At 55.4% G+C, this 20156-nt stretch carries 22 protein-coding genes; 3 read left to right on the top strand and 19 right to left on the bottom strand.

The window, feature by feature from the left end; translation table 11 throughout:
- The first annotated feature begins 8 nt into the window (after positions 1-8).
- Positions 9-2066, top strand: a complete 2058-nt coding sequence (locus tag HMPREF2854_RS04880; RefSeq protein WP_070619868.1) for a CocE/NonD family hydrolase — start codon at positions 9-11, stop codon at positions 2064-2066.
- 136 nt (positions 2067-2202) lie between these two features.
- On the opposite strand, the gene thiL is transcribed toward HMPREF2854_RS04880, so the two are convergent.
- The 11 genes from thiL to hisD all read right to left on the bottom strand — a co-directional run bounded on the left by thiL (position 2203) and on the right by hisD (position 10666).
- A complete protein-coding gene (gene thiL / locus HMPREF2854_RS04875; RefSeq protein ID WP_070619865.1) occupies positions 2203-3201 on the bottom strand; it encodes a thiamine-phosphate kinase in 999 nt (332 codons plus the stop codon).
- Positions 3198-4046, bottom strand: coding sequence for a TrmH family RNA methyltransferase (locus HMPREF2854_RS04870; protein ID WP_070619862.1), 849 nt, complete (start codon positions 4044-4046; stop codon positions 3198-3200). The genes thiL and HMPREF2854_RS04870 overlap by 4 nt, the downstream gene beginning before the upstream one ends.
- Positions 4047-4048: 2 nt before the next feature.
- The gene (gene rplT, locus HMPREF2854_RS04865) at positions 4049-4429 is read right to left on the bottom strand and encodes a 50S ribosomal protein L20 (protein ID WP_034510308.1); all 381 of its coding nucleotides are present in this window, start codon (positions 4427-4429) and stop codon (positions 4049-4051) included.
- 31 nt (positions 4430-4460) lie between these two features.
- Positions 4461-4655, bottom strand: coding sequence for a 50S ribosomal protein L35 (rpmI, locus tag HMPREF2854_RS04860; RefSeq protein ID WP_034510310.1), 195 nt, complete (start codon positions 4653-4655; stop codon positions 4461-4463).
- A gap of 36 nt (positions 4656-4691) precedes the next feature.
- Positions 4692-5312, bottom strand: a complete 621-nt coding sequence (gene infC / locus HMPREF2854_RS04855; protein ID WP_070663720.1) for a translation initiation factor IF-3 — start codon at positions 5310-5312, stop codon at positions 4692-4694.
- Positions 5313-5571: 259 nt separating this feature from the next.
- Positions 5572-6243, bottom strand: a complete 672-nt coding sequence (locus HMPREF2854_RS04850) for an SseB family protein (RefSeq protein ID WP_070619859.1) — start codon at positions 6241-6243, stop codon at positions 5572-5574.
- The gene (priA, locus tag HMPREF2854_RS04845; RefSeq protein WP_070619855.1) at positions 6236-6952 is read right to left on the bottom strand and encodes a bifunctional 1-(5-phosphoribosyl)-5-((5-phosphoribosylamino)methylideneamino)imidazole-4-carboxamide isomerase/phosphoribosylanthranilate isomerase PriA; all 717 of its coding nucleotides are present in this window, start codon (positions 6950-6952) and stop codon (positions 6236-6238) included. The genes HMPREF2854_RS04850 and priA overlap by 8 nt, the downstream gene beginning before the upstream one ends.
- A 9-nt stretch (positions 6953-6961) precedes the next feature.
- On the bottom strand, positions 6962-7621 hold the full coding sequence (locus HMPREF2854_RS04840) for a hypothetical protein (protein WP_083309396.1): 660 nt from the start codon (positions 7619-7621) through the stop codon (positions 6962-6964).
- A complete protein-coding gene (gene hisB / locus HMPREF2854_RS04835; protein ID WP_070619852.1) occupies positions 7618-8223 on the bottom strand; it encodes an imidazoleglycerol-phosphate dehydratase HisB in 606 nt (201 codons plus the stop codon). Before hisB ends, HMPREF2854_RS04840 begins: the two co-directional genes overlap by 4 nt.
- 2 nt (positions 8224-8225) lie before the next feature.
- A complete protein-coding gene (locus tag HMPREF2854_RS04830) occupies positions 8226-9335 on the bottom strand; it encodes a histidinol-phosphate transaminase (protein WP_070619849.1) in 1110 nt (369 codons plus the stop codon).
- 5 nt (positions 9336-9340) lie between these two features.
- A complete protein-coding gene (hisD, locus tag HMPREF2854_RS04825) occupies positions 9341-10666 on the bottom strand; it encodes a histidinol dehydrogenase (RefSeq protein WP_070619846.1) in 1326 nt (441 codons plus the stop codon).
- 48 nt (positions 10667-10714) lie between these two features.
- On the opposite strand from hisD, the gene HMPREF2854_RS04820 reads away from it, so the two are divergent.
- Together HMPREF2854_RS04820 and HMPREF2854_RS04815 are read left to right on the top strand one after the other, a co-directional pair.
- A complete protein-coding gene (locus tag HMPREF2854_RS04820) occupies positions 10715-11200 on the top strand; it encodes a VanZ family protein (RefSeq protein ID WP_146002550.1) in 486 nt (161 codons plus the stop codon).
- Positions 11193-11426: an RNA-binding S4 domain-containing protein gene (locus HMPREF2854_RS04815; protein ID WP_070619841.1), complete on the top strand. Its 234-nt coding sequence runs from the start codon at positions 11193-11195 to the stop codon at positions 11424-11426. The genes HMPREF2854_RS04820 and HMPREF2854_RS04815 overlap by 8 nt, the downstream gene beginning before the upstream one ends.
- Positions 11427-11470: 44 nt before the next feature.
- On the opposite strand, the gene dnaE is transcribed toward HMPREF2854_RS04815, so the two are convergent.
- The 8 genes from dnaE to ftsZ form a co-directional block, all read right to left on the bottom strand.
- On the bottom strand, positions 11471-15004 hold the full coding sequence (gene dnaE, locus HMPREF2854_RS04810) for a DNA polymerase III subunit alpha (RefSeq protein WP_070619838.1): 3534 nt from the start codon (positions 15002-15004) through the stop codon (positions 11471-11473).
- A gap of 37 nt (positions 15005-15041) precedes the next feature.
- Complete coding sequence (locus HMPREF2854_RS04805; protein WP_083309395.1) at positions 15042-15959, bottom strand: RluA family pseudouridine synthase; 918 nt, start codon at positions 15957-15959, stop codon at positions 15042-15044.
- The gene (gene lspA / locus HMPREF2854_RS04800; protein WP_070619834.1) at positions 15956-16465 is read right to left on the bottom strand and encodes a signal peptidase II; all 510 of its coding nucleotides are present in this window, start codon (positions 16463-16465) and stop codon (positions 15956-15958) included. The genes HMPREF2854_RS04805 and lspA overlap by 4 nt, the downstream gene beginning before the upstream one ends.
- 72 nt (positions 16466-16537) lie before the next feature.
- Positions 16538-17143 (bottom strand): DivIVA domain-containing protein, encoded by a 606-nt coding sequence (locus tag HMPREF2854_RS04795; RefSeq protein WP_070619832.1) that lies wholly within the window; start codon positions 17141-17143, stop codon positions 16538-16540.
- 126 nt (positions 17144-17269) lie between these two features.
- Complete coding sequence (locus HMPREF2854_RS04790; RefSeq protein WP_034500753.1) at positions 17270-17560, bottom strand: YggT family protein; 291 nt, start codon at positions 17558-17560, stop codon at positions 17270-17272.
- Positions 17561-17576: 16 nt separating this feature from the next.
- Positions 17577-18047, bottom strand: coding sequence for a cell division protein SepF (locus HMPREF2854_RS04785; RefSeq protein WP_083309394.1), 471 nt, complete (start codon positions 18045-18047; stop codon positions 17577-17579).
- Between the two features lie 149 nt (positions 18048-18196).
- On the bottom strand, positions 18197-18862 hold the full coding sequence (locus HMPREF2854_RS04780) for a purine nucleoside phosphorylase YfiH/LACC1 family protein (RefSeq protein ID WP_070620337.1): 666 nt from the start codon (positions 18860-18862) through the stop codon (positions 18197-18199).
- 44 nt (positions 18863-18906) lie between these two features.
- The gene (gene ftsZ / locus HMPREF2854_RS04775; RefSeq protein WP_070619829.1) at positions 18907-20151 is read right to left on the bottom strand and encodes a cell division protein FtsZ; all 1245 of its coding nucleotides are present in this window, start codon (positions 20149-20151) and stop codon (positions 18907-18909) included.
- Positions 20152-20156: the final 5 nt, after the last annotated feature.

Genomic DNA, 20156 nt, shown 5'->3' with positions numbered 1-20156 from the left:
ACTCAAACATGAAATACATTGAGCAGTTCCCCTTTGAACACGAAGTGATAGAAGAGTGGATCCCTTTATCTGATGGAACAAAACTTTGGATGAAGCGTTGGATGCCACAGACCAATCATCCAGTACCTGCCATTTTGGAATATCTACCATACAGGGCCGGAGACTGGACAGCCCCACGCGATTACGAACGGCACCCTTTCTACGCCGGGCATGGCTATGCTTCGATCCGAGTCGATATTCGGGGCCACGGCAACTCCGAAGGCGTACCGGGAGACGAGTACAGCCCTCAAGAACACGCCGACGGCGTTGAAGTGATCAACTGGATCGCACAACAGGATTGGTGCACAGGCAATGTGGGGATGTTTGGCATTTCCTGGGGCGGTTTCAACTCGCTTCAGCTGGCTGCACTGCACCCAGAACCGTTGAAAGCAATTGTCACCACCTGCTCGACAGACGATCGTTACGACAACGACGTGCACTACCTTGGTGGCTCGATGCTGGGTGTTGACATGCATGCATGGGCTGCCACCATGTTAGCCTTCGAGTCACGCCCCTTAGACAAACGTGTTTGGGGGGAAAAGTGGCGAGAGAAGTGGGAGTATCGACTAAACCGAATGGAGCCATACATCGACACGTGGCTGAGTCACCAAAGAAGAGACTCCTACTGGGAGCACGGCTCCGTATGCGAAGACTACTCCCAAATAAATGCAGCTGTTATGGCTGTAGGTGGCTGGTACGACCCGTATCGCGACACCGTATTGCGTCTTTGCGAACACCTTTCAGCGCTTGACAAAAATGTTAAAGGGCTACTCGGGCCTTGGTCTCACCAGTATCCCGATCGTGATCTACGTCCCGGACCACATATAGATTTTCTAAACGAGACCCTACGCTGGTGGGATCACTGGTTAAAAGAAAAGCCCAATGATGTGGTTAATGAGCCGTTGTTGCGTACTTGGATAACAGATCCGATTCCACCTCGGTCCGTCTACGATGAAATGCCCGGACGTTGGGTTGCTGAAACCAGTTGGCCGTCCCCAAACATCGTGCCAACCACACTCAACTTCGAAAAAGGCTGTATAAACACGGTAAAAACTAATGCTGGTCATGTTCTCGTCGATTCTCCTCATGATACGGGACAAGCTGCAGGACGGTATTTCCCCTTTGGAAATGCAGCTGATCTACCTGTAGACCAGCGAGCTGATGATGGCAGATCGGTAACGGTCGACTTCGAAGTAACTGAATCGTTCGAGATCTTGGGAAATGCGAAGTTAAAAATGCGTGTGAAAACCCCAGCTCGCAGGGGGCAACTATACGCGCGTTTGAACGACGTTTCACCCGCGGGTGAATCAACGCTGGTAACTCGTGGAGCACTTAACCTTAGCTCCCGCGAAGGTCGTGACAAGGCAGTTCCAATGCCCACGGATGAATGGGTGGACGTGGAGTTCGCGATGACTGGAATTGGATATCACTTTGCGGCTGGCCATGTCCTGCGCATTGCAATCTCTAACGCGTACTGGCCATGGATCTGGCCACAACCCGATTCGGGTGTGATCACCCTCGATCTAACCGGTTCTCATATCGAGCTACCTGTCCGGCCGATCCCCGCTGCTGGTAGCGAACGCGCGAAACTTGATGCCGCTATTCATTTCGACGAGGCAGCGCAACCCGTGCCATTGGACGTGAAATATCCGGAAGCTGGACTGGCCGGATCGCGCAGGCCAGAACGGCTTATCTGCACCGATGTAGTTGCAAAAACTACCCTACTGCAAGTGGATCCCGCATATGGCGGTACCCGCATTTATCCTGACGGGTTGCACTTTGACGAGGACTCAGTAGAACGATATTGGATACAGTGGGATGACCCCACCACGGCACGTACAGAGTCACAGTGGCGGATCAAGCTAGAACGCCCAGATCTTGACTGGCAAGCGCGGGTGGAAGCCGATACCCGTATTACTTGTGACGACGCCAATTTCTATACTGAATCAGACGTCAAATGTTACGACGGCGACGAAGAGATTTTCGCAAAAGTTTGGAAGCGTACCATTCCAAGAGAAGCTTCCTAGCCCCCTACTGGATTTTAAGTTGAATAACCACCTTAGGTGGTTATTCAACTTAAAACGTGAACGTGAAAACACTGGCACTGGCACTTCGGGAACCGACCACCGTACTTGCTCTGCATGATGATCAGGAGCAAATACATCATCTTTGCAAGTGATCCCATCCACCAACCGGATACGGCTCGTCATCAAGCGTGACCGTTCCTACTTCCCCGCCGGTCACGTCACCGATAATCCTGAACGGGGGCGGCACGTTTATATCCGACGGGAACGTGGCCAGCAGCGCGTGATCCTCTCCGCGGTTGAACAGTCCTATCTTCTCGACCAGTTCCCAAGTATTAAGTTGCCCCACGTCCAGCTGTTTTAAAGCAACATCGAGCCACGGTTGGTGTTCATCGACAATATTTTTCAAAAGTGACCTAGACAATCGCATTGAAACTTTCGATGCTTTCGCAATCCGCGACAGGTCAATACCAAGACCATCTGAAACATCGATCATTGCAGTTGCGCCCGCGTTAGCAGCTATAGGTCCCGCCTGGAGCGGAACCTTAGGAACCCGATAGAACGAGAGCGGATAATGATAGAACCCAAGCGTTTCTGCGCCGCGGAGGGCGGGGTTTACGACATGGTTTTGTAGCAACGCCAATCCAACGCCACTAACCCCAATATCGCCCGCGTAAGCGATTACATCACCCGGCTTTGCTTGTGCGCGCGTCACGAGGCGGTCACAATAACCAAATGCAGTAACCGCCAGCGTGAAATCTCTCCCGCTCGTGATATCTCCTCCGATAACTCCTGCACCAGTTTTCGCTACCTCACTACCGAAGCCCGAAACAACCTCGAGGATCCAATCCTCATCGCTTCCAGGAGGGATAACCATTGCGACTACGAGGCCTGAGGCCCGGCCTCCGCACGCTGCGATATCGGCGAGATTTTGGACCGCAGCCCGCGCCCCAATCTCACGAGGAGTAGACCAATCACGTCGAAAATGCTGCCCCTCCACGAGAGCGTCTGTAGTGACGAGAAAACTCCCCTCCGGTGCCTCAACCAATGCGCAGTCATCACCTGAACCGAGCATCGTTCGCGTCCCTTCGGGGAGCACCTCGCGCATCCGCGCGATCAATTGTCCTTCGCTACTCATACCCGCATTCTATGGCGCGCCTTTGCGGTCGCAAACAGACAAATTGCGGCGGCGGCTGAGACATTCAATGACTCGGCATGCCCGCCCAGCGGAATCGACACAGAGTGATCAATAACCGATTCATCGAGCTGAGCGAAACCATGCGCCTCGTTACCAAATACCCAGGCAGTGGGCGCGGCAAGATCTAGCGATTCCATGCCATCTTGAGCATCAAACAAGTTCACGCTACCGTGCCCGTCCGCAGCCACCAAAGACATTTTGCGGGACTTCACCCACTCCGCAACCTCGTCAAAACCAACGTTCACAATCGAGGGCAAATGAAAAACAGAGCCGGCCGAAGCGCGCACAACTTTTGGAGATGAAACGTCAACCGTGCCTGAACATGCGATCACGGCGTCTGCCCCAGCAGCATCGGCCGCTCGAATGATGTTACCCGCATTACCCGGATCTTGAGTCTGGCCCATGATCACGACGAAATCCCAATCAACCTTGGGCAGACCATCGGTGCGAAAATCCTTTACCACGGCGGCAACACCCTGCGCCGAAGGGGACATAGCCTTGGCTACCTGCTCCGTCATCGGGTGAACCCAACGGGTTGCCTTTAACGCGTCACGCAGAAGCTGCGGATCGCGCTGCTCCACCTCTTGCGAAATATAGACATCCACCAGGTCTTTGCCGCAAAACCGCACGGCCTCGCGCACCGCTTGCGGCCCCTCTACAAGAACTTCACCACTACGCCTACGTGCCGAACGCCCGGCCAATGCTGCAACCTTACGAATGCGATCAGCATTCGGATTGTCCAGCAAAGCCGGGCGTTTGGAACGTGGCTGAAAATCAGCCGACATGTTTAGTTCTTCGGAGCGTTAACGTCTGCCGGAAGAGCGGCCTTCGCGGTCTCAACGAGGGCGGTGAACGCCTTCGGATCCGAAACAGCTAGGTCAGCAAGCATTTTGCGGTCAACCTCTACGCCAGCCAGGTTAAGACCCTGGATGAAGCGGTTGTACGTCATACCGTTCTCACGGACCGCAGCGTTGATGCGCTGGATCCAGAGGCGACGGAAGTCACGCTTGCGAGCGCGACGGTCGCGGTAGGAGTACACCATTGAGTGGGTAACCTGCTCCTTAGCCTTACGGTAAAGGCGGGAGCGCTGACCGCGGTAGCCGGATGCGCGCTCAAGGGTAGTGCGACGCTTCTTGCGCGCGTTTACAGACCTTTTAACTCGTGCCATGAAAGTCTCCTGTTAAATCTAAAACCGCGGGTTACATACCCAGTAGGCGGCGAACGTTCTTCTCATCTGCTTTTGCAACTACCTGGTCGCGCGATAGGCGACGGGTGCGGGTAGAAGGCTTGTGCTCCAGGAGGTGACGCTTACCGGCCCTCTCACGCATAAGCTTTCCGCTTCCCGTAACGCGGAAACGCTTCTTCGCACCGGAGTGCGTCTTCATCTTCGCCATGTTTCTTCCTTTTTCTACTAGTCAAACGCGGGGGCTCTAGCTGCCAGACTTTGCTGATCTCTCAGCTTGGCGATCCCGCTTTGCTTGGCGCTCAGCTTCACGACGGCGACGCTGTTCGCTCTTTGCCTCAGACTTCTTGCGAGTTGGTGCGAGAACCATCGTCATGTTGCGACCATCCTGACGGGGTTTAGACTCGACCACGCCAAGTTCAGCAACATCCTCAGCCAAACGCTCAAGCAAACGAATACCCATTTCCGGGCGAGACTGCTCGCGGCCACGGAACATGATCATGACCTTGACCTTGTCACCACCACCCAGGAACCGCTCAACGTGACCCTTCTTGGTCTCGTAATCGTGATCGTCGATCTTTAGGCGGAAACGGATTTCCTTCAAAACCGTGTTTGCCTGGTTTCGACGAGACTCACGTGCCTTTTGCGCAAGTTCGTACTTGTACTTGCCAAAGTCCATCAGCTTCGCAACCGGTGGACGCGCATTCGGGGCAACCTCAACTAGGTCAAGGCCCGCCTCTTCAGCTAACCGGAGGGCGTCAGCCACACGCACGACGCCGACCTGTTCTCCTTCAGGTCCCACGAGGCGTACCTCTGGGACTCGGATTCGGTCATTAACACGAGGCTCGTTGATAAGTTGCTCCTTCAATAGTTCCCTGGTGACACGAAGAGGGCCTTCGCGCCGTCAGCACACGAAGACCCCGAAAATAACGGCTAAACCGCCGTAGTATTTACCCGGTTCCGGTGGCCGTAAGGTTTACCCTCGAAGAGGTTGGAACCCAGGTGGGATCACTCCGCTTGCTGTTGGCATTCATCTGAACGCCTACTGGTTGAGACTCTCGCTCAACAATCAACAGTTAGTTTAACAAATTTGCCGCGCTAATAGCGAACTGCCGGTATGGAGTCCGTCACGCCTGCGCCACGACGGTTGGTACTATTTCCACCAGTTCTGCTGCCGGACGCAACCTGGGCGTAGCCGCAATCTGTTGTAAATCACGAGTCAGACTCTCTTTAGATGCACCCTGCAAGATACCAACTGCGAGGCGCAAGGTGGCACCCGCACTGGGTAACGGCTTTACAAATGCAATGCGTGGTGTAAGGCGGCCGGCAAGCTCTTCGAGCAGCTCGCCATCCTGCCAGGCAGGAAGCCATCTATCCCCGTGTGCCAAAGCCACCGTGGCCGGCCGCGGAATACGTATGTCAGATCGGCCCTTGTCAATCACGAGGCGCCCCGAGGTTTGGGCAACCGCCAGCATAGCTACCCGGCGAGCAGGCATGGGTACCGGTCTTGCACCCGCATCCCACTCGTTCATAGCATCAGCGCTGGTAAAAGCAACAACAGCAGGCCCCTGCTTCGTTTGCGTAACCGAGACCTCACCTTCCTCACATGCTCCGCCTTCCACTACCGCGGGCACAAGCAGACGCTCATTTTCTAAAGCCTCTACTAAGGTCACCAGGCGCTGCGCCGGATCTTGAAGCGTCAAAGCAGCCGCTGTTTGTGGAAGGGTTTGGCCGGCCTCGCTGGCGTCAACCGACTGGTTTAGCCTTGCCTGCAGGCTCTCGAATGAGTGCTTAGGCACCTGCGACCTCCAGGGCCTGTTCCAAGGTGAAGGCGCCGGAATATATGGCTTTACCAACGATCACGCCCTCCACGCCCTCATCTTGAAGGGGCAAAAGCGCGCGAATGTCATCCAGCTTAGACACGCCGCCCGAAGCGATTACCGCCGCATCGGTATGTGCACACACCTGTTTTAAAAGCTCAATGTTAGGTCCAGTGAGCGTACCGTCCTTGGCAACGTCGGTAACCACGTAGCGCTCGCAACCAGCGCGGTCCAAAAGTTCAATCATCTCGAACAGATCACCACCCTGCTTGGTCCACCCGCGGGTTGCAAGCGTAGTACCACGAACGTCCAATCCCACCGCGATGCGATCGCCGTACTCACCAATAACGCGCTTGGTCCACTCGGTGTTTTCGATTGCTGCGGTGCCGAGGTTCACGCGTCTTGCTCCGGCCTGAAGCGCCCGGTTAAGCGACTCATCGTCACGAATACCGCCCGAAAGCTCAATGTTAATATCCACACTCCCGGCGATTTCGTGCGCGAGTTCCGCATTAGACCCGCGGCCAAACGCGGCATCCAAATCAACCATGTGGATCCACTGCGCGCCTTTAGCCGCAAAATCGGCGGCAATCTGTGCTGGATCACCGTAGAACGTCTCGGTTCCAGCTTCACCTTGATGCAGGCGCACAGCGCGACCGTCCACAATATCGATGGCAGGTAGAACAATCATTTTTGATTCCTAAGTTCGTTTGGGAAAACCAAAGCCGCGCCCTTTCGGAACCGGACGTTCCGTAGCGTGCACCGCGTCCGGGTAATCTTGCGGGCGAGACCTACCAAGTAGCAGGTCTTCAGCGCGGATATCGATCGAGTTGATCAATAGGCCAGCAGGAATCGCATCCTCCGGCTTGCCGTTCACATAACGCCTGGCATACACCGATCCGGAAACCAGCGAATCTTCCTCCGCGAGCGTAGATACCACAGCTACTGCCCCGAACTTCGAAAGCTTTGAAATAACCTTTGCGAAACGGTCAACCTCTTCGGGCATGGGGCGTTCTTCGCCCAGCAGGCTCGCGAACTCCTCTTCCTCATCATCCGGGTCCAATTCTAGGTAGAGGACGATTTGGTGATCGATTGGAACGATCCACCTGGCGATCTTGTACATGCCAAGCATGCGGGCAACTGCGGAGGCTGGACGCAGGGGCGCGAAGATAAGGCCGATGCGTTGCGCGCCTTCCTCCAGGTGCAGGCTTTCATCAACCGGCTGGTCCGGATCCGCCTGCTCTACCTGATCATCTTGCCGCGCAGTCGTGTCTGGTTCTGAGGCGCCTTCGTTCGCATCCGGCTCTTCCATACCGGCAATGATGCGTTCGAATTCCTCATCAATATTGCGCTCGCTCACAGTGCGCCCTTTGTGGACGGAATGCCAGAAGCTCGCGGATCCATTTCAACAGCTGCGCGCAATGCCCTCGCCAACGCTTTAAACTGCGCTTCAACAATGTGGTGCGGGTCGCGACCGCGAATCAAGTCCACATGCAGACAGATGCCCGCGTTATACGCCAGGGACTCAAAAACATGCCGGGTCATTGCACCTGTAAAGTGACCGCCAATCAGGTGGTAAATCTGCTCGTTTGGCTCTCCCTCATGCACCACGTGCGGGCGGCCCGCAAGGTCTACCACTGCCCGGGCAAGCGCCTCATCGAGTGGCACCGTCGCATCTCCATAACGCCGAATCCCGCTCTTATCACCCAGCGCTTGCTTCAGTGCCTGACCGATACAGATAGCGGTGTCTTCAACCGTGTGGTGGACGTCTACTTCAACGTCGCCATTTGCCTCAATCGTCAGGTCGATCAGCGAATGCTTACCGAGCGCAGTCAGCATGTGGTCATAAAAGGGAACGCCCGTATTGATCTGAGTTTTGCCAGTGCCATCCAGGTTCAATTCAACTCGAATCGTGGACTCAAATGTTGAACGCTCCACGACGGCCGTACGCGGATTCGACATTCTCACAAGATCTCCTCTAACGCCGCTCGAAAACGAGCGTCTTCTTCATCAGTACCTACACTAACCCGAAGATACCCTTCCGGGCCCACAACGCGAATCAAAACGCCTCGTTCTAAAAGTTGTTCGAATACGCGCTCACGATCCGCAAACTTACCAAAGAGAACGAAGTTTGCATCAGAATCGGCGACCTCCAGCCCCTTGCCACGCAACCAGATTACGAGATCATCACGGGTAGCGCGCATGTGCGCCACCTGACTCATCAGCTCTTTCGAATGTGACAGTGCCGCGAGCGCCACCGCCTGCGTGGTAGCAGACAGGTGGTACGGAAGGCGAACCCGCATAACGTGGTTAACTATTTCGCGCGAGGCTGCGAAGTAACCCAGACGCAATCCGGCCATCCCAAATGCTTTCGACATGGTACGGCTGACAACGACATGCGGATACTCATCCAGGAGAGTCAGCGCAGAGGGGGTGCCTTCGCGGCGAAACTCGGCGTAGGCCTCGTCGATCACCAAAACCGTGTCGGTTTGGGCTCCCCCTATCACGGGGCCACTTCCACGCGTAGCCTCGCCAACCCGGCGTACCTCTTCTAAAGTTAGAGCTGTGCCTGTCGGGTTATTTGGAGAGGCCAGGACTAACACGGAAGGTTTCGTGCGCGCGATCTGAGCCTCAACCTGTTCGAGATCAAGTTTGAAACCAGCGCCGCGCGTGCCAGCAACCCAGTTTGTACCCGTGTCGCGAGCGTACTCGTGATACATCGAATAGGTAGGGGCAAAAGATAGTAGCGTTCTGCCCTGGCCCCCATAGGCCTGCAAAAGGTGCAGCATGACCTCGTTGGAACCGTTCGCAGCCCAAATACGTTCCTTCTCGACCATTACACCCGCTTCCGCGCGCAAATAGTTAGCCAATCCGGCACGAAGCTCCATGAAGTCGCGATCAGGATAGCGATTCATAGTAGGCAGAATCTTAGCTACTCGCTCCAAAATGGATGCGATTACCGCCGGCGAAGGCGAATACGGATTCTCGTTTACATTTAAGCGCACTGGAACGTCGAGTTGCGGTGCGCCATAGGGCTGGACACTGCCGAGTTCTTCACGAAGAGGTAAAGTCATGGCGTTTATTCCTTCATTGCAAAGCGTTCGATAGCGGCCTCGCCATGCGCTGGCAAGTCCTCACTATTGGCGAGCGCAACCAGCGGATCGGTTAGATCTCGAAGCGCCTGCTCGTTGTACTCAATCTGCTGCACCGACTTCAAGAAAGCATGCACGTTCAATCCCGACGCGAATCGCGCTGTGCCTCCGGTAGGTAGAACATGGTTAGAACCGGCAATGTAATCGCCCAGCGGCACCGGTGAGTACGGGCCCACAAAAATCGCACCCGCATTACGGATCTGCTTGGAATCCTCAAGAGCGTTCTCCGTTTGGATTTCCAAGTGCTCTGCCCCAAACGAATTTGCCACAAAAATCGAGTGTGCAACATCCTTGGTGAGTACTATCGCGGACTGAGGCCCCCCCAGTGCTGTCTCAATACGCTGCGCGTGCTTCGTTTGTGGAACCATCCGCGCCAGCTCTGCTTGGACCGCCTGGGCGTGCGCCACCGAATCTGTAATCAAAACCGAAGCAGCTGCCGGATCGTGTTCGGCCTGCGATATCAGATCGCGCGCCACGAAGCGCGGATTCGCCGCCTCGTCGGCAATAATAGCGATCTCTGTCGTACCTGCCTCCGCATCAATACCAACCACCGACTTCACGGCGCGTTTTGCAGCGGCAACAAAAATATTGCCCGGCCCCGTAACTACATCGACCGGCTCCAAAACACTGTCATCAACCTCGTCGATAAATCCATACGCGAACGCTGCTATCGCCTGCGCCCCGCCCATGGCATAGACCTCATCGATACCCAAAAGCTCGCAAGCCGCCAAAATCGTTGGATGTGGTAGACCGTCGAACTCCCTTTGCGCCGGGCTTGCAATCGCGATCGAATCGACTCCCGCAACCTTCGCGGCAACAACGTTCATGACCACCGAGGATGGGTAAACAGCCAAACCGCCCGGCACGTACAAGCCAACACGTCGCACCGGAATCCAGCGCTGTCGCACAAAACCACCCGGCACTACCTCAACCACGCGCTCCATGGGTAGCTGCGCCTCATGCCCAATCTGATTGTTACGGATTGAGATCTCCAAACCCGCGCGAACCTTTGGATCAAGCCCTGCTAATGCATCTTGCAGAGCCGACCTCGGCACGCGAATATGAGCAGGTTCCACTCCATCAAACTGAGCGGTCCACCTGCGAACAGCTTTCGCCCCGTGAGCGCGTACGTCCGCGATAATCGGCATAACTTTTTCTAAAGCGCCTTCAACGTCGAGAGAAGCGCGCGGCAGTCTTTCAGAAAGCTCTCTCGCGCTAAGCGAAATCTCACGCAGGTCAAGTATGTTCATCATGCCTTCTACTTTAGGGTTTTTACTGCGTAGATGCGCCGGCGGGCGAAAATGTGGAACGCACTTGCACACCCCAACTGGCATAATGAGCTCATGAGTATGAGGCCGCGTCACGCAAAAGACACACCCGAAATCAACTACTGGTGGGCGGGCGTCTTTGCCGTAACGTTTACCGCGCTGTGCTGGGTCCTTTATACACCCGCAGACGGCTCTGCCTCCGGAATCCTAACGACCTTGCTAAACCACGTCAGCGAACTCGTGCCCGCACTGAACCTCACCGACTCAGCCGGATTAGATAAGATTGTTCATTCGAGCGCATTCGCCACGGTCACTGCCGCAGCGCTACTGACCGGATGGCGTAGGGACATTGTCGTTGGGCTCAGCATTATCCACGCAGGCCTGTCCGAAATCATCCAGGCCTACTTCATCCGCGGGCGAACCGGGCAGGCCCTAGACATCGTGGCAGACGTGGCAGGTATCCTCATCGCGTGGCTAATAGTGGCGCTACTAGTTAAGAAAGAGAAAACACATGAATGAGCGCGAAATCCGAGTCCGCGGCGAAATCCGGCTGGGTCAACTGCTAAAACTAGCTGGATTAGTAGAAAACGGTGGAGAAGCACGCGTGGCCATACAGGAAGGCTACGTTAGCGTAGATGGTGAAATAAATACCCGCCGCGGCGCCCGCCTCAAGAATGGTCAAGTGGTATCCATCGACTACGGCGGTGAAATCGAATCAGTCATCGTCCGCGCCGAAAGCGAATAGCTTAACAACCTGGTGGCGGCTCCCAAAGCCGCCACCATTTTCTATTAGCGCAATACTCCCGCCCCAAGCGCCGCCTTCAAATCCGCAAAGAAAGACGTATTCGAATCGACGTTGAAGGACGGGTCAAACTGCACCAATGTGGGCTTCTCCCCCGGCCTCAAAATCCTTAGTTGCACTGGACACGGCCCCGGATAGCCCGAAATAATACTCTTCAAATCGGTCAGTACCGGCTCCGTACACCTGTGAACCGGAAGCTCCAAAACTACGGGCGCATTACCGTCCTCACCCAAATCGAGCACGGTCATCGACATGCCATTAATCGTGCGCTCGCGGTCGCGTTCTTTCACCCGTCCCTCCACCTGCACTACAAGATCGGTAGCGAGGATGTGCGAGATCGACTCGTATGAGCGAGGGAAGAACAAGACGTCGATTGATCCGGATAGGTCCTCAACCGTGACTATCGCCCACAGCTCACCCTTGCGAGTGGTCTTTACATCAACTTTTGTCACGAGGCCGGCAACCTTCACGGTCTGGTTATCCATGCTGCCTTCGCCGTGGACGATGCCGCCAATAGTCATGTCCTGGTAGCGAGCAAGCGCTCGGTGAATGCCCGAGAGCGGATGGTCCGAGACGTACAGGCCGAGCATGTCGCGCTCGTACTGGAGCTTCTCGCGCTTGGACCACTGCGGAATGTCGGGGATCTCCACCTGGAGAACTGACGCGCTTTCACCGCCCATCGCACCGAAGAGGTCAAACTGGCCGATGGACTCGTTGCGCTTCAGTTTAACGGCCGAGTCCACTGCCTCCTCGTGCACCGCCACAACTGCCCTGCGGTTTTCCTCCAGCGTGTCGAACGCACCCGCCTTGATGAGGGACTCGATAGTGCGCTTGTTACAAACCCGCACCGGAACCTTGTCCAAGAAGTCAGCGAAAGACGTGTATGCACCCTTCTCATCCCGCGCTTCCTCAATGCCGTCCACCACGTTCGCACCTACGTTACGGATTGCGGCAAGACCAAAACGAATATCGTTACCAGCTGGGGTGAAGTTCGCAGCCGACTCATTAACGTCCGGCGGCAAAACCGTAATTCCCATGCGGCGGCACTCAGAAAGATACAGCGCGAGCTTATCCTTCTTGTCCCTATTCGAAGTGAGGAGGGCAGCCATGTACTCGGTGGGATAGTTAGCTTTCAGCCAAGCCGTCCAGTAAGACACAAGTCCGTATGCGGCCGAGTGAGACTTGTTGAACGCGTAGTTCGAAAACGGAACGAGAATGTCCCACAGGGTCTTCACCGCGTCCTCGGAATATCCGCGTTCAATCATGCCCTGATGGAACGGACCATATTCCTTATCGAGGATTTCCTTCTTTTTCTTGCCCATCGCGCGGCGCAACAAATCTGCTTGTCCAAGCGAGTAGCCGGCAACGCGCTGCGCGATAGCCATAACCTGCTCTTGATAGACGATGAGGCCGTAAGTAGTGCCCAGGATATCCTCAAGAGGCTCTGCCAGCTCGGGGTGAATCGGCACGATTTGTGCGCGCCCATTCTTACGGTCCGCGTACTTGTTATGCGAGTCCGCACCCATCGGACCGGGACGGTACAGGGCACCCACAGCTGAAATGTCTTCGAAGTTATCCGGATGCATACGCTTAAGTAGCTTTTGCATACCGTCACCATCAAGCTGGAATACACCTAGCGTTTCACCGCGTGAAAGTAGCTTGTACGTCTTTTCATCATCGAGGCCAATATGGTTTAGGTCGGGGCGCTCCTTGCCATTCTTCTCAATATTGTCGAGCGCATCCGAGATCACCGTGAGGTTGGTGAGCCCCAAGAAGTCCATCTTTAGCAGGCCCAGCGTCTCACACGTTGGGTAATCAAACTGGGTGATTATGGCCCCGTCCTGTGGACGCTTCATTAGTGGAATGATCTGTTGCAAAGGCTCCGAGGACATGATCACCGCGCAAGCGTGCACGCCCCACTGGCGAGTCAGGCCCTCAATACCTTTGGCAAGCTGAACCACCTCGTGGGTTTCGGCATTCTCCTGGTGGAATCGGCGGAACTCGGCGGCCTCCTCGTACCGAGGATCTTCCGGGTTGAAAATGCCATTTACCGAAATGTCCTTGCCCATGACCGATGGTGGCAGAGCCTTGGTCAGCTGGTCTCCCAAGTTAAACGGCTTGTCCAAAATACGCGCCGAGTCTTTCAGCGCCTGCTTGGTTTTAATCTTGCCGTAGGTAATAACCTGCGCCACGCGATCCGAACCATACTTCTCGGTCACGTAGTCGATGACCTCACCGCGCCTACGCTCATCAAAATCGACGTCGAAGTCAGGCATTGACACACGTTCAGGGTTCAAGAACCGCTCGAACAGGAGGCCGTGGTTCAGCGGGTTCAGATCGGTGATCTGCATCGCGTATGCCACCATCGAGCCTGCGCCGGAGCCACGACCGGGCCCTACCCTAATGCCTTGTTCTTTTGCCCAGCGAATGAAGTCAGAAACGACGAGGAAGTAACCGGGAAAGCCCATTTGAGTGATGATGCCGACCTCGTACTCGGCCTGTTTGCGCACGTCTTCAGGAACACCGCCCGGGAAGCGGTAGTTCAGGCCCCGTTCAACTTCCTTTACAAACCAGGAGGTCTCGTCTTCTCCGGCAGGAACCGGGAACCGGGGCATGTAGTTAGCGCCTTCGCCCACCGTGGTGAAGTGAACGTCGCAACGCTCAGCGATTTCCAGCGTGGCATCGCAGGCGTCGAGGGCATCTTGCCAGTCCCGGCGCATCGATTCGGATGAGCGGATGTAGTAGCCCGAGCCGTCAAATCGGAAGCGGTCTGGATCTGCTAGTTTCGAACCGGAGTTAATACAAAGCAGTGCATCTTGAATATCGCGATCATCGGCCGTCACGTAGTGCGCGTCATTGGTGACGATCTTCGGGGCCTTCAGATGCTCGGCGAGCCGGAATAAGTCGGTGCGAACACGGCGTTCAATCTCGATGCCGTGATCCATCAACTCAATGTAGAAGTTGTCTTTACCGAAGATATCCTGCAAACGCCCAGCTGCGGCAACTGCCTCGTCCCACTGCCCAAGACGAAGACGCACCTGAACCTCGGACGAAGGGCAACCCGAGAATGCGATTAGGCCAGAGTGGTGGCGTTCCAACAGTTCCATGTCCGCGCGCGGCCACTTACCCATCTGCCCATCAAGCGAGGCACCAGATCCAAGGCGGAAAAGGTTATGCATTCCCTCCGTGGTTTCAGAAATGAGGGTCAGGTGCGTGTAGGCGCCGCGAGCGGAAACATCGTCTTCCTTTTGCGATTCGTCTCCCCAACGCACACGCGTTTGGTCAAAACGTGACGTACCCGGCGTCATGTACGCCTCGAGGCCGATAATTGGTTTTACGCCATGCTTCTTCGCCGCCGCGTAAAACTCGTAAGCTCCAAACAGATAGCCGTGGTCCGTGATTGCGATTGCGGGCTGACCAAGCCGCGCAGCCTCCTTAACCATGGGAACAATTTTGGACGCCCCATCGAGCATCGAATACTCGGTGTGATTATGAAGGTGAGCAAACTGTGGAACGGACATAGGGTCAGTCTATGCTAGCTAAACCCTCGAAGAAACTTCAGGAGGGGTTGCGAAGTTGTTCGAGGACCTGTTCCAGATCCGGTGGATACGGCGCGGTAACACTCATTCTGACCGCTGTGCGCGGGTGTGTAAATTTCAGTTCCACCGCGTGCAGCCACTGCCGTCCCAACCCCAGTTCTTGGGCCTTACGCTCATCCGCACCATAAAACGTGTCGCCAATCAAGGGAGCGTTAATTGACGAAAAATGGACACGGATCTGGTGGGTACGTCCCGTCTCCAGCTCCACCTTTACCAACGTTGCACCCGGTAAATACTCCAGCACTTCAAAATGGGTAATCGCGCGGCGGCCCGAAGCCACAATGCCCATCCGCCATTCCTTTGACGGATGGCGTGCGATCGGAGCATCAATCGTTCCTTTAGCCGGTTCCAAATGTCCAGTAACGAGGGCATGGTAGATCTTGTCCACCGTGCGCTCTTTAAATGCGTGCTTCAGCTTGGTATAGGCAAGCTCCGACTTTGCCACCACCATCGCGCCAGAAGTACCCACATCCAGGCGATGCACAATGCCCTGGCGCTCCGGCGGACCCGAAGTAGAAATACGATAGCCCGCGGCCTCCAGGTTTCCAATCACCGTGGGCCCATCCCAGCCCGGACCCGTGTGCGCGGCGACCCCCACCGGTTTGTTTACAACAACTACGTCCTCGTCATCGTAAAGAATATCCATGCCCACCACCGGCGCAGAAGCCTTCTCCTGCACCTGCATATTGACCGAAATCATTTGGCCAGATTCCAGCCGCTGGCCTTTCTTAGCAGCAACCGAATCAACTTCGATCTCTCCTGCTTCAATCATCTTGCCAACAGCGGAACGCGATAGCCCCAGCATTCGCGAGAGCGAAACATCGATTCGCTCCCCCACAAGGCCGTCCGGAACAGGCAAGAAGCGTGTTTCACTCACTGCCTCTCACCACCGAGATCACGGTTGAACGGCACTTCAAGAACTGCCAGCAAGAACATTGAAGCTGCCGCAACCACGATGTAAATATCGGCAACGTTACCTACAAACCAGCCGTTCCAATTCAGGAAATCAACCACGTGTCCCATTCCAAACGAAGGCGGCTGAATCAGGCGGTCAATCAAGTTTCCAATTGCCCCACCAAAAAGAAGAGCCATCGATAACAACCACGGCGATGAAGAAACCTTGCGAACGTAGTACAAAATCACCACGATTATCGCAATAGCTATGACCGTGAAAACCCACGTAGCGTTATCCAGCAAAGAAAAAGCGGCGCCAGGATTGTGGACGAGTTGAAAACTAATGAACGAACCAATAAAAGGGTCAATCTGATCGGTGGACAGGTTATTCAAAGCCCAGACCTTGCTCACCTGATCCGTAACCACCGCTAGAATGGCAACCACGTAAAAGATGATGCGGGTCTTAAAACTTTGTGTCACCTGTTGCATTCGATAACCCCCAAATAATAAGACAAAGCGGGGGCGACGCACGTCGCCTCCGCTTTGTCGGAACAGTTAAAACTAGTTGGCAACTTCCGAGAGGAAGCTCTGTAGCTGTTCACGCAGACGAGTGCGGTACTCAGCCTCAAAGCTCTTCAACTCGTTGATCTTGCCCTCTAGCATGCCGCGATCAACGTCAAGCTGGTTGAGGATCGAGTCGCGCTTATCTTCAGCCTCCGCCACGATCTTGCTTCCCTCTTCGCGAGCCTCAGCAATAATGCGCTCGCCTTCCTCACGACCATCGCGCACGTACTCATCGTGAACGCGCTGGGCCAGAGCCAACATCGAGGTTGCATCTTCCGGCGTGGAGGTCGGAGCTGCAGCCGTCACGGGGGCGGGAGCTGGTGCCGGCTCCGGTTCGGGCTCCGGCTCGGGTTTGACTTCCTCCACTGGCTCAGCAACAACTGACGCGGGCGCGGAGCCCGACTCAGAACCCTCAAGCTCTTCAACGCGAAGCTGCGCTGCTTCAAGCTTTTGCTTTAGCTCCGTATTCTCAACCTGGAGAGCGTAGATGGTTTCAACTACTTCGTCGAGAAACTCATCAACCTCGACCTGGTCGTATCCCTCACGGAACTTCACCGACTGGAAAGTCTTATTCAAGACATCCTCTGTCGAAAGCAGTGCCATTTCTTCACCTCTATATCTAAATGGGATTTGCACGGCGCTAGCCTCCAGACAATAATTTTGTCCACAGCACGCGCAGTCAAACTTTTTCTATCTCATAGACTACAGAATTTCATTGTAAGTGTGCACCTACATGAGCAATCTCGCAATTTCTCCCAAAATTACTACACCCGCAAACAGGACAATAAATCCCACGTCGAGAGAGATCTCGCCAAGCCGCAATGGAGGAATGAAACGGCGCAAAAAACGCAACGGTGGATCCGTAAGGGCGTAAATAACGTTCAGGAGCACAAGGAGCACACCGCGAGGCTGCCACTGCGGGCTGAAGAACTGAACCCAGTCAAAAACCAGCCTAATGAGTAGCACCAGCGTGTAAATCGAGACTAATAACGATAGCGCCTGCCCGATGTACCAAGACAAGTGTTAAAACCTACCTTTAGAAACCCAAGCCCGACTTGTTTGCGAACAACGGCTCGTTTGCGAACGCGTGCTTTTGCTGACCTTCCTCAACCTTCACAGATTCTGGCGTGAGGAGTATTACTCCCTCCACTACCTGCTCCATCGATCCTCCCAGCGCGAACGCAAGACCAGCGGTGAAATCGACGATTCGCCGGCCTTCCGCATCATTCACCTTCGAAAGGTTGATAATCACGGGAACGCCATCACGTATCGCGTGGCCAATGCCCTCAGCGTCCGCATAGGAAGCGGGAGTCAAAGAAACAATACGGTTGATGTCCAGGCTTGCACTTCTGGAAGAAACGATCTCAGGGCGAGGTAGCGGGGTTACTGACTCCGGCTCCGAAAAAGTCGGTTGCGAGAAATCAGAATCGTCAAACACCTGATCCTCATCCTCGTCGTATCCGCGCCAGCCAAAGCGTTCCATTGCGCGGTTCAGTGCATCACCCATGTCATTCCTCCCAAGGCAACAAAAGTTTGAGCTGCTCTTAAAGTAATCGAGTTGCCGCAAAATATACGGTTTTGAGGCGGCGTGTCACATCCCCACGCGCTTTTCATGCCCGATACTCAACAGTCGCTGTGACGGGCCCCGTCGCGCGGCTAGTCGAGGACCACCCAACCCACCTGTCTGCCGCATTTTGGATTACGCCTATACGAGTTCAAATCATCAGATTCGAGCGTGCATGCATCGTCAATTTTGACATCTCCCACATGCTCCAAGTCGCGTAAAACTGCTGCACGAACGTCGAGTGCCCTAGTGCCCCATCTAGACTGCGTAGCCATTTCCGGCCGTATGGACACCGTCTGGGCAAACACATCCTCGCCCACCTCGTAACACGCACCGCAAATACTCGGGCCCACCACGGCCTTTATATTGCGGGGCGAGCAGCCCATGCTAGTCATCTGCGAGACAGTCTTTGCAACGACGAAAGCCTTCGCACCTGCTCGCCCCGCGTGTACCGCAGCTACCACGCCTGCGGCCTTGTCGAACAGCAGCACAGGAACACAATCTGCTACCTGCACTGCCAGTGCGACACGGTCCCTAGTTATCACCGCATCAGCAGTGACCGAATTGTCCAGGCCGGATTCCTCCTGCCCTACCACACACACGATGTCGGAGTGAATCTGGTTCATCCACACCACCGGCGCACCAATCGAATCTGCAAGTGCCTGCCTGTCGGCCAGCACAAGGCTACGCGGCGCACCCGTATTCAATCCATAGTTGGGACTCGAAAGAGCCCGCCCTACTTGAGTCGGGTTCGTCACGGCCCTCGTAAAGCCATAACGAACCCGACCGAAGGAGCTATTCATTAACGCAAGAAGTCCGGAAGATCTAGCTGATCCTTCGAATCGTCCTCATCAAAAATGCGGGGAACTTCGAAGCGGTCCGAAGATGGCTCTTCTACCGGCTCGCTACGCCGCGGCGTTGCCGAAGGGAAGTTCGATTCACGCGTCGGGGGCTTCACCTCAGCGCGGTGCGCTGGCTGAGCCGGCTGGGCCGACTGCGCCGTGGGCAAAGAACCGAGTGGACGCTCATAAGCGGGCTTTTCTACCGGCTCCGATGTTTGCACAGTGCGAGTCGGCATTGCCGGCGCAGGCTGCGCCGATGCCTCTTCCTCGTCAAAACCAGCGGCAATAACGGTAACGCGCATCTCGTCGCCAAGCGAGTCGTCAATAACCGTACCGAAAATGATGTTGGCTTCCTCGTGGAGGGACTCACCGATGAGCGAGACAGCGGCATTGATCTCGGCAAGACCCATGTCAGAGGCGCCCTGTACGTTGATCAGAGCGCCGTGTGCACCATCGATACGGGTTTCGAGGAGCGGGGACGAAATCGCAGCCTCAGCTGCACGCAATGCGCGATCTTCGCCCTGCGCTGTACCGATACCCATAAGAGCGGTGCCCGCACCTCGCATAATCGTATTCACGTCGCGGAAGTCCACGTTCATGTCACCGGCAACCTTGATGATGTCGGTGATGCCCTGCACGCCAGAACGGAGCACATCGTCGGCAATGCGGAACGCGTCAAGGTACGAAACATTCTTGTCGGCAATCTGGAGCAGACGATCATTTGGAATGATGATCAGAGCATCAACTTCCTTACGCAGATCCTCAATGCCCTGCTGTGCAACCTGGCCGCGACGAGGCCCCTCAAAAGCAAACGGGCGAGTAACGATACCCACGGTCAAAGCGTCGAGCGAACGCGCAACACGTGCCACAATCGGAGCCGCGCCTGTACCTGTTCCACCGCCCTCACCGGCGGTAACGAAAACCATGTCGGAGCCCTCAAGCGCCTCCCTGATGGTGTCCTCGTTCTCTTCAGCCGCCTTTCGGCCAACCATCGGATCAGAGCCGGCTCCAAGGCCGCGCGTTAGCTCATCTCCCAGGTCAATCTTGACTTCTGCGTCAGACTGCAAAAGTGCCTGCGCATCCGTGTTCATCGTGATGAATTCAGCGCCCTTAACACCGGCGCTAATCATGCGATTAACGGCGTTACAGCCGCCGCCGCCTACGCCCACGACCTTAATAACGGATTGGTAGTGTGCCTCGTTCACTCGTG

This window comes from Actinomyces sp. HMSC075B09 (genome assembly GCF_001812395.1).
GTDB lineage: Bacteria > Actinomycetota > Actinomycetes > Actinomycetales > Actinomycetaceae > Gleimia > Gleimia europaea.
The sequence above is the reverse complement of the archived record's forward strand: the minus strand, read 5'-3'. Positions and strand labels throughout refer to the sequence as shown.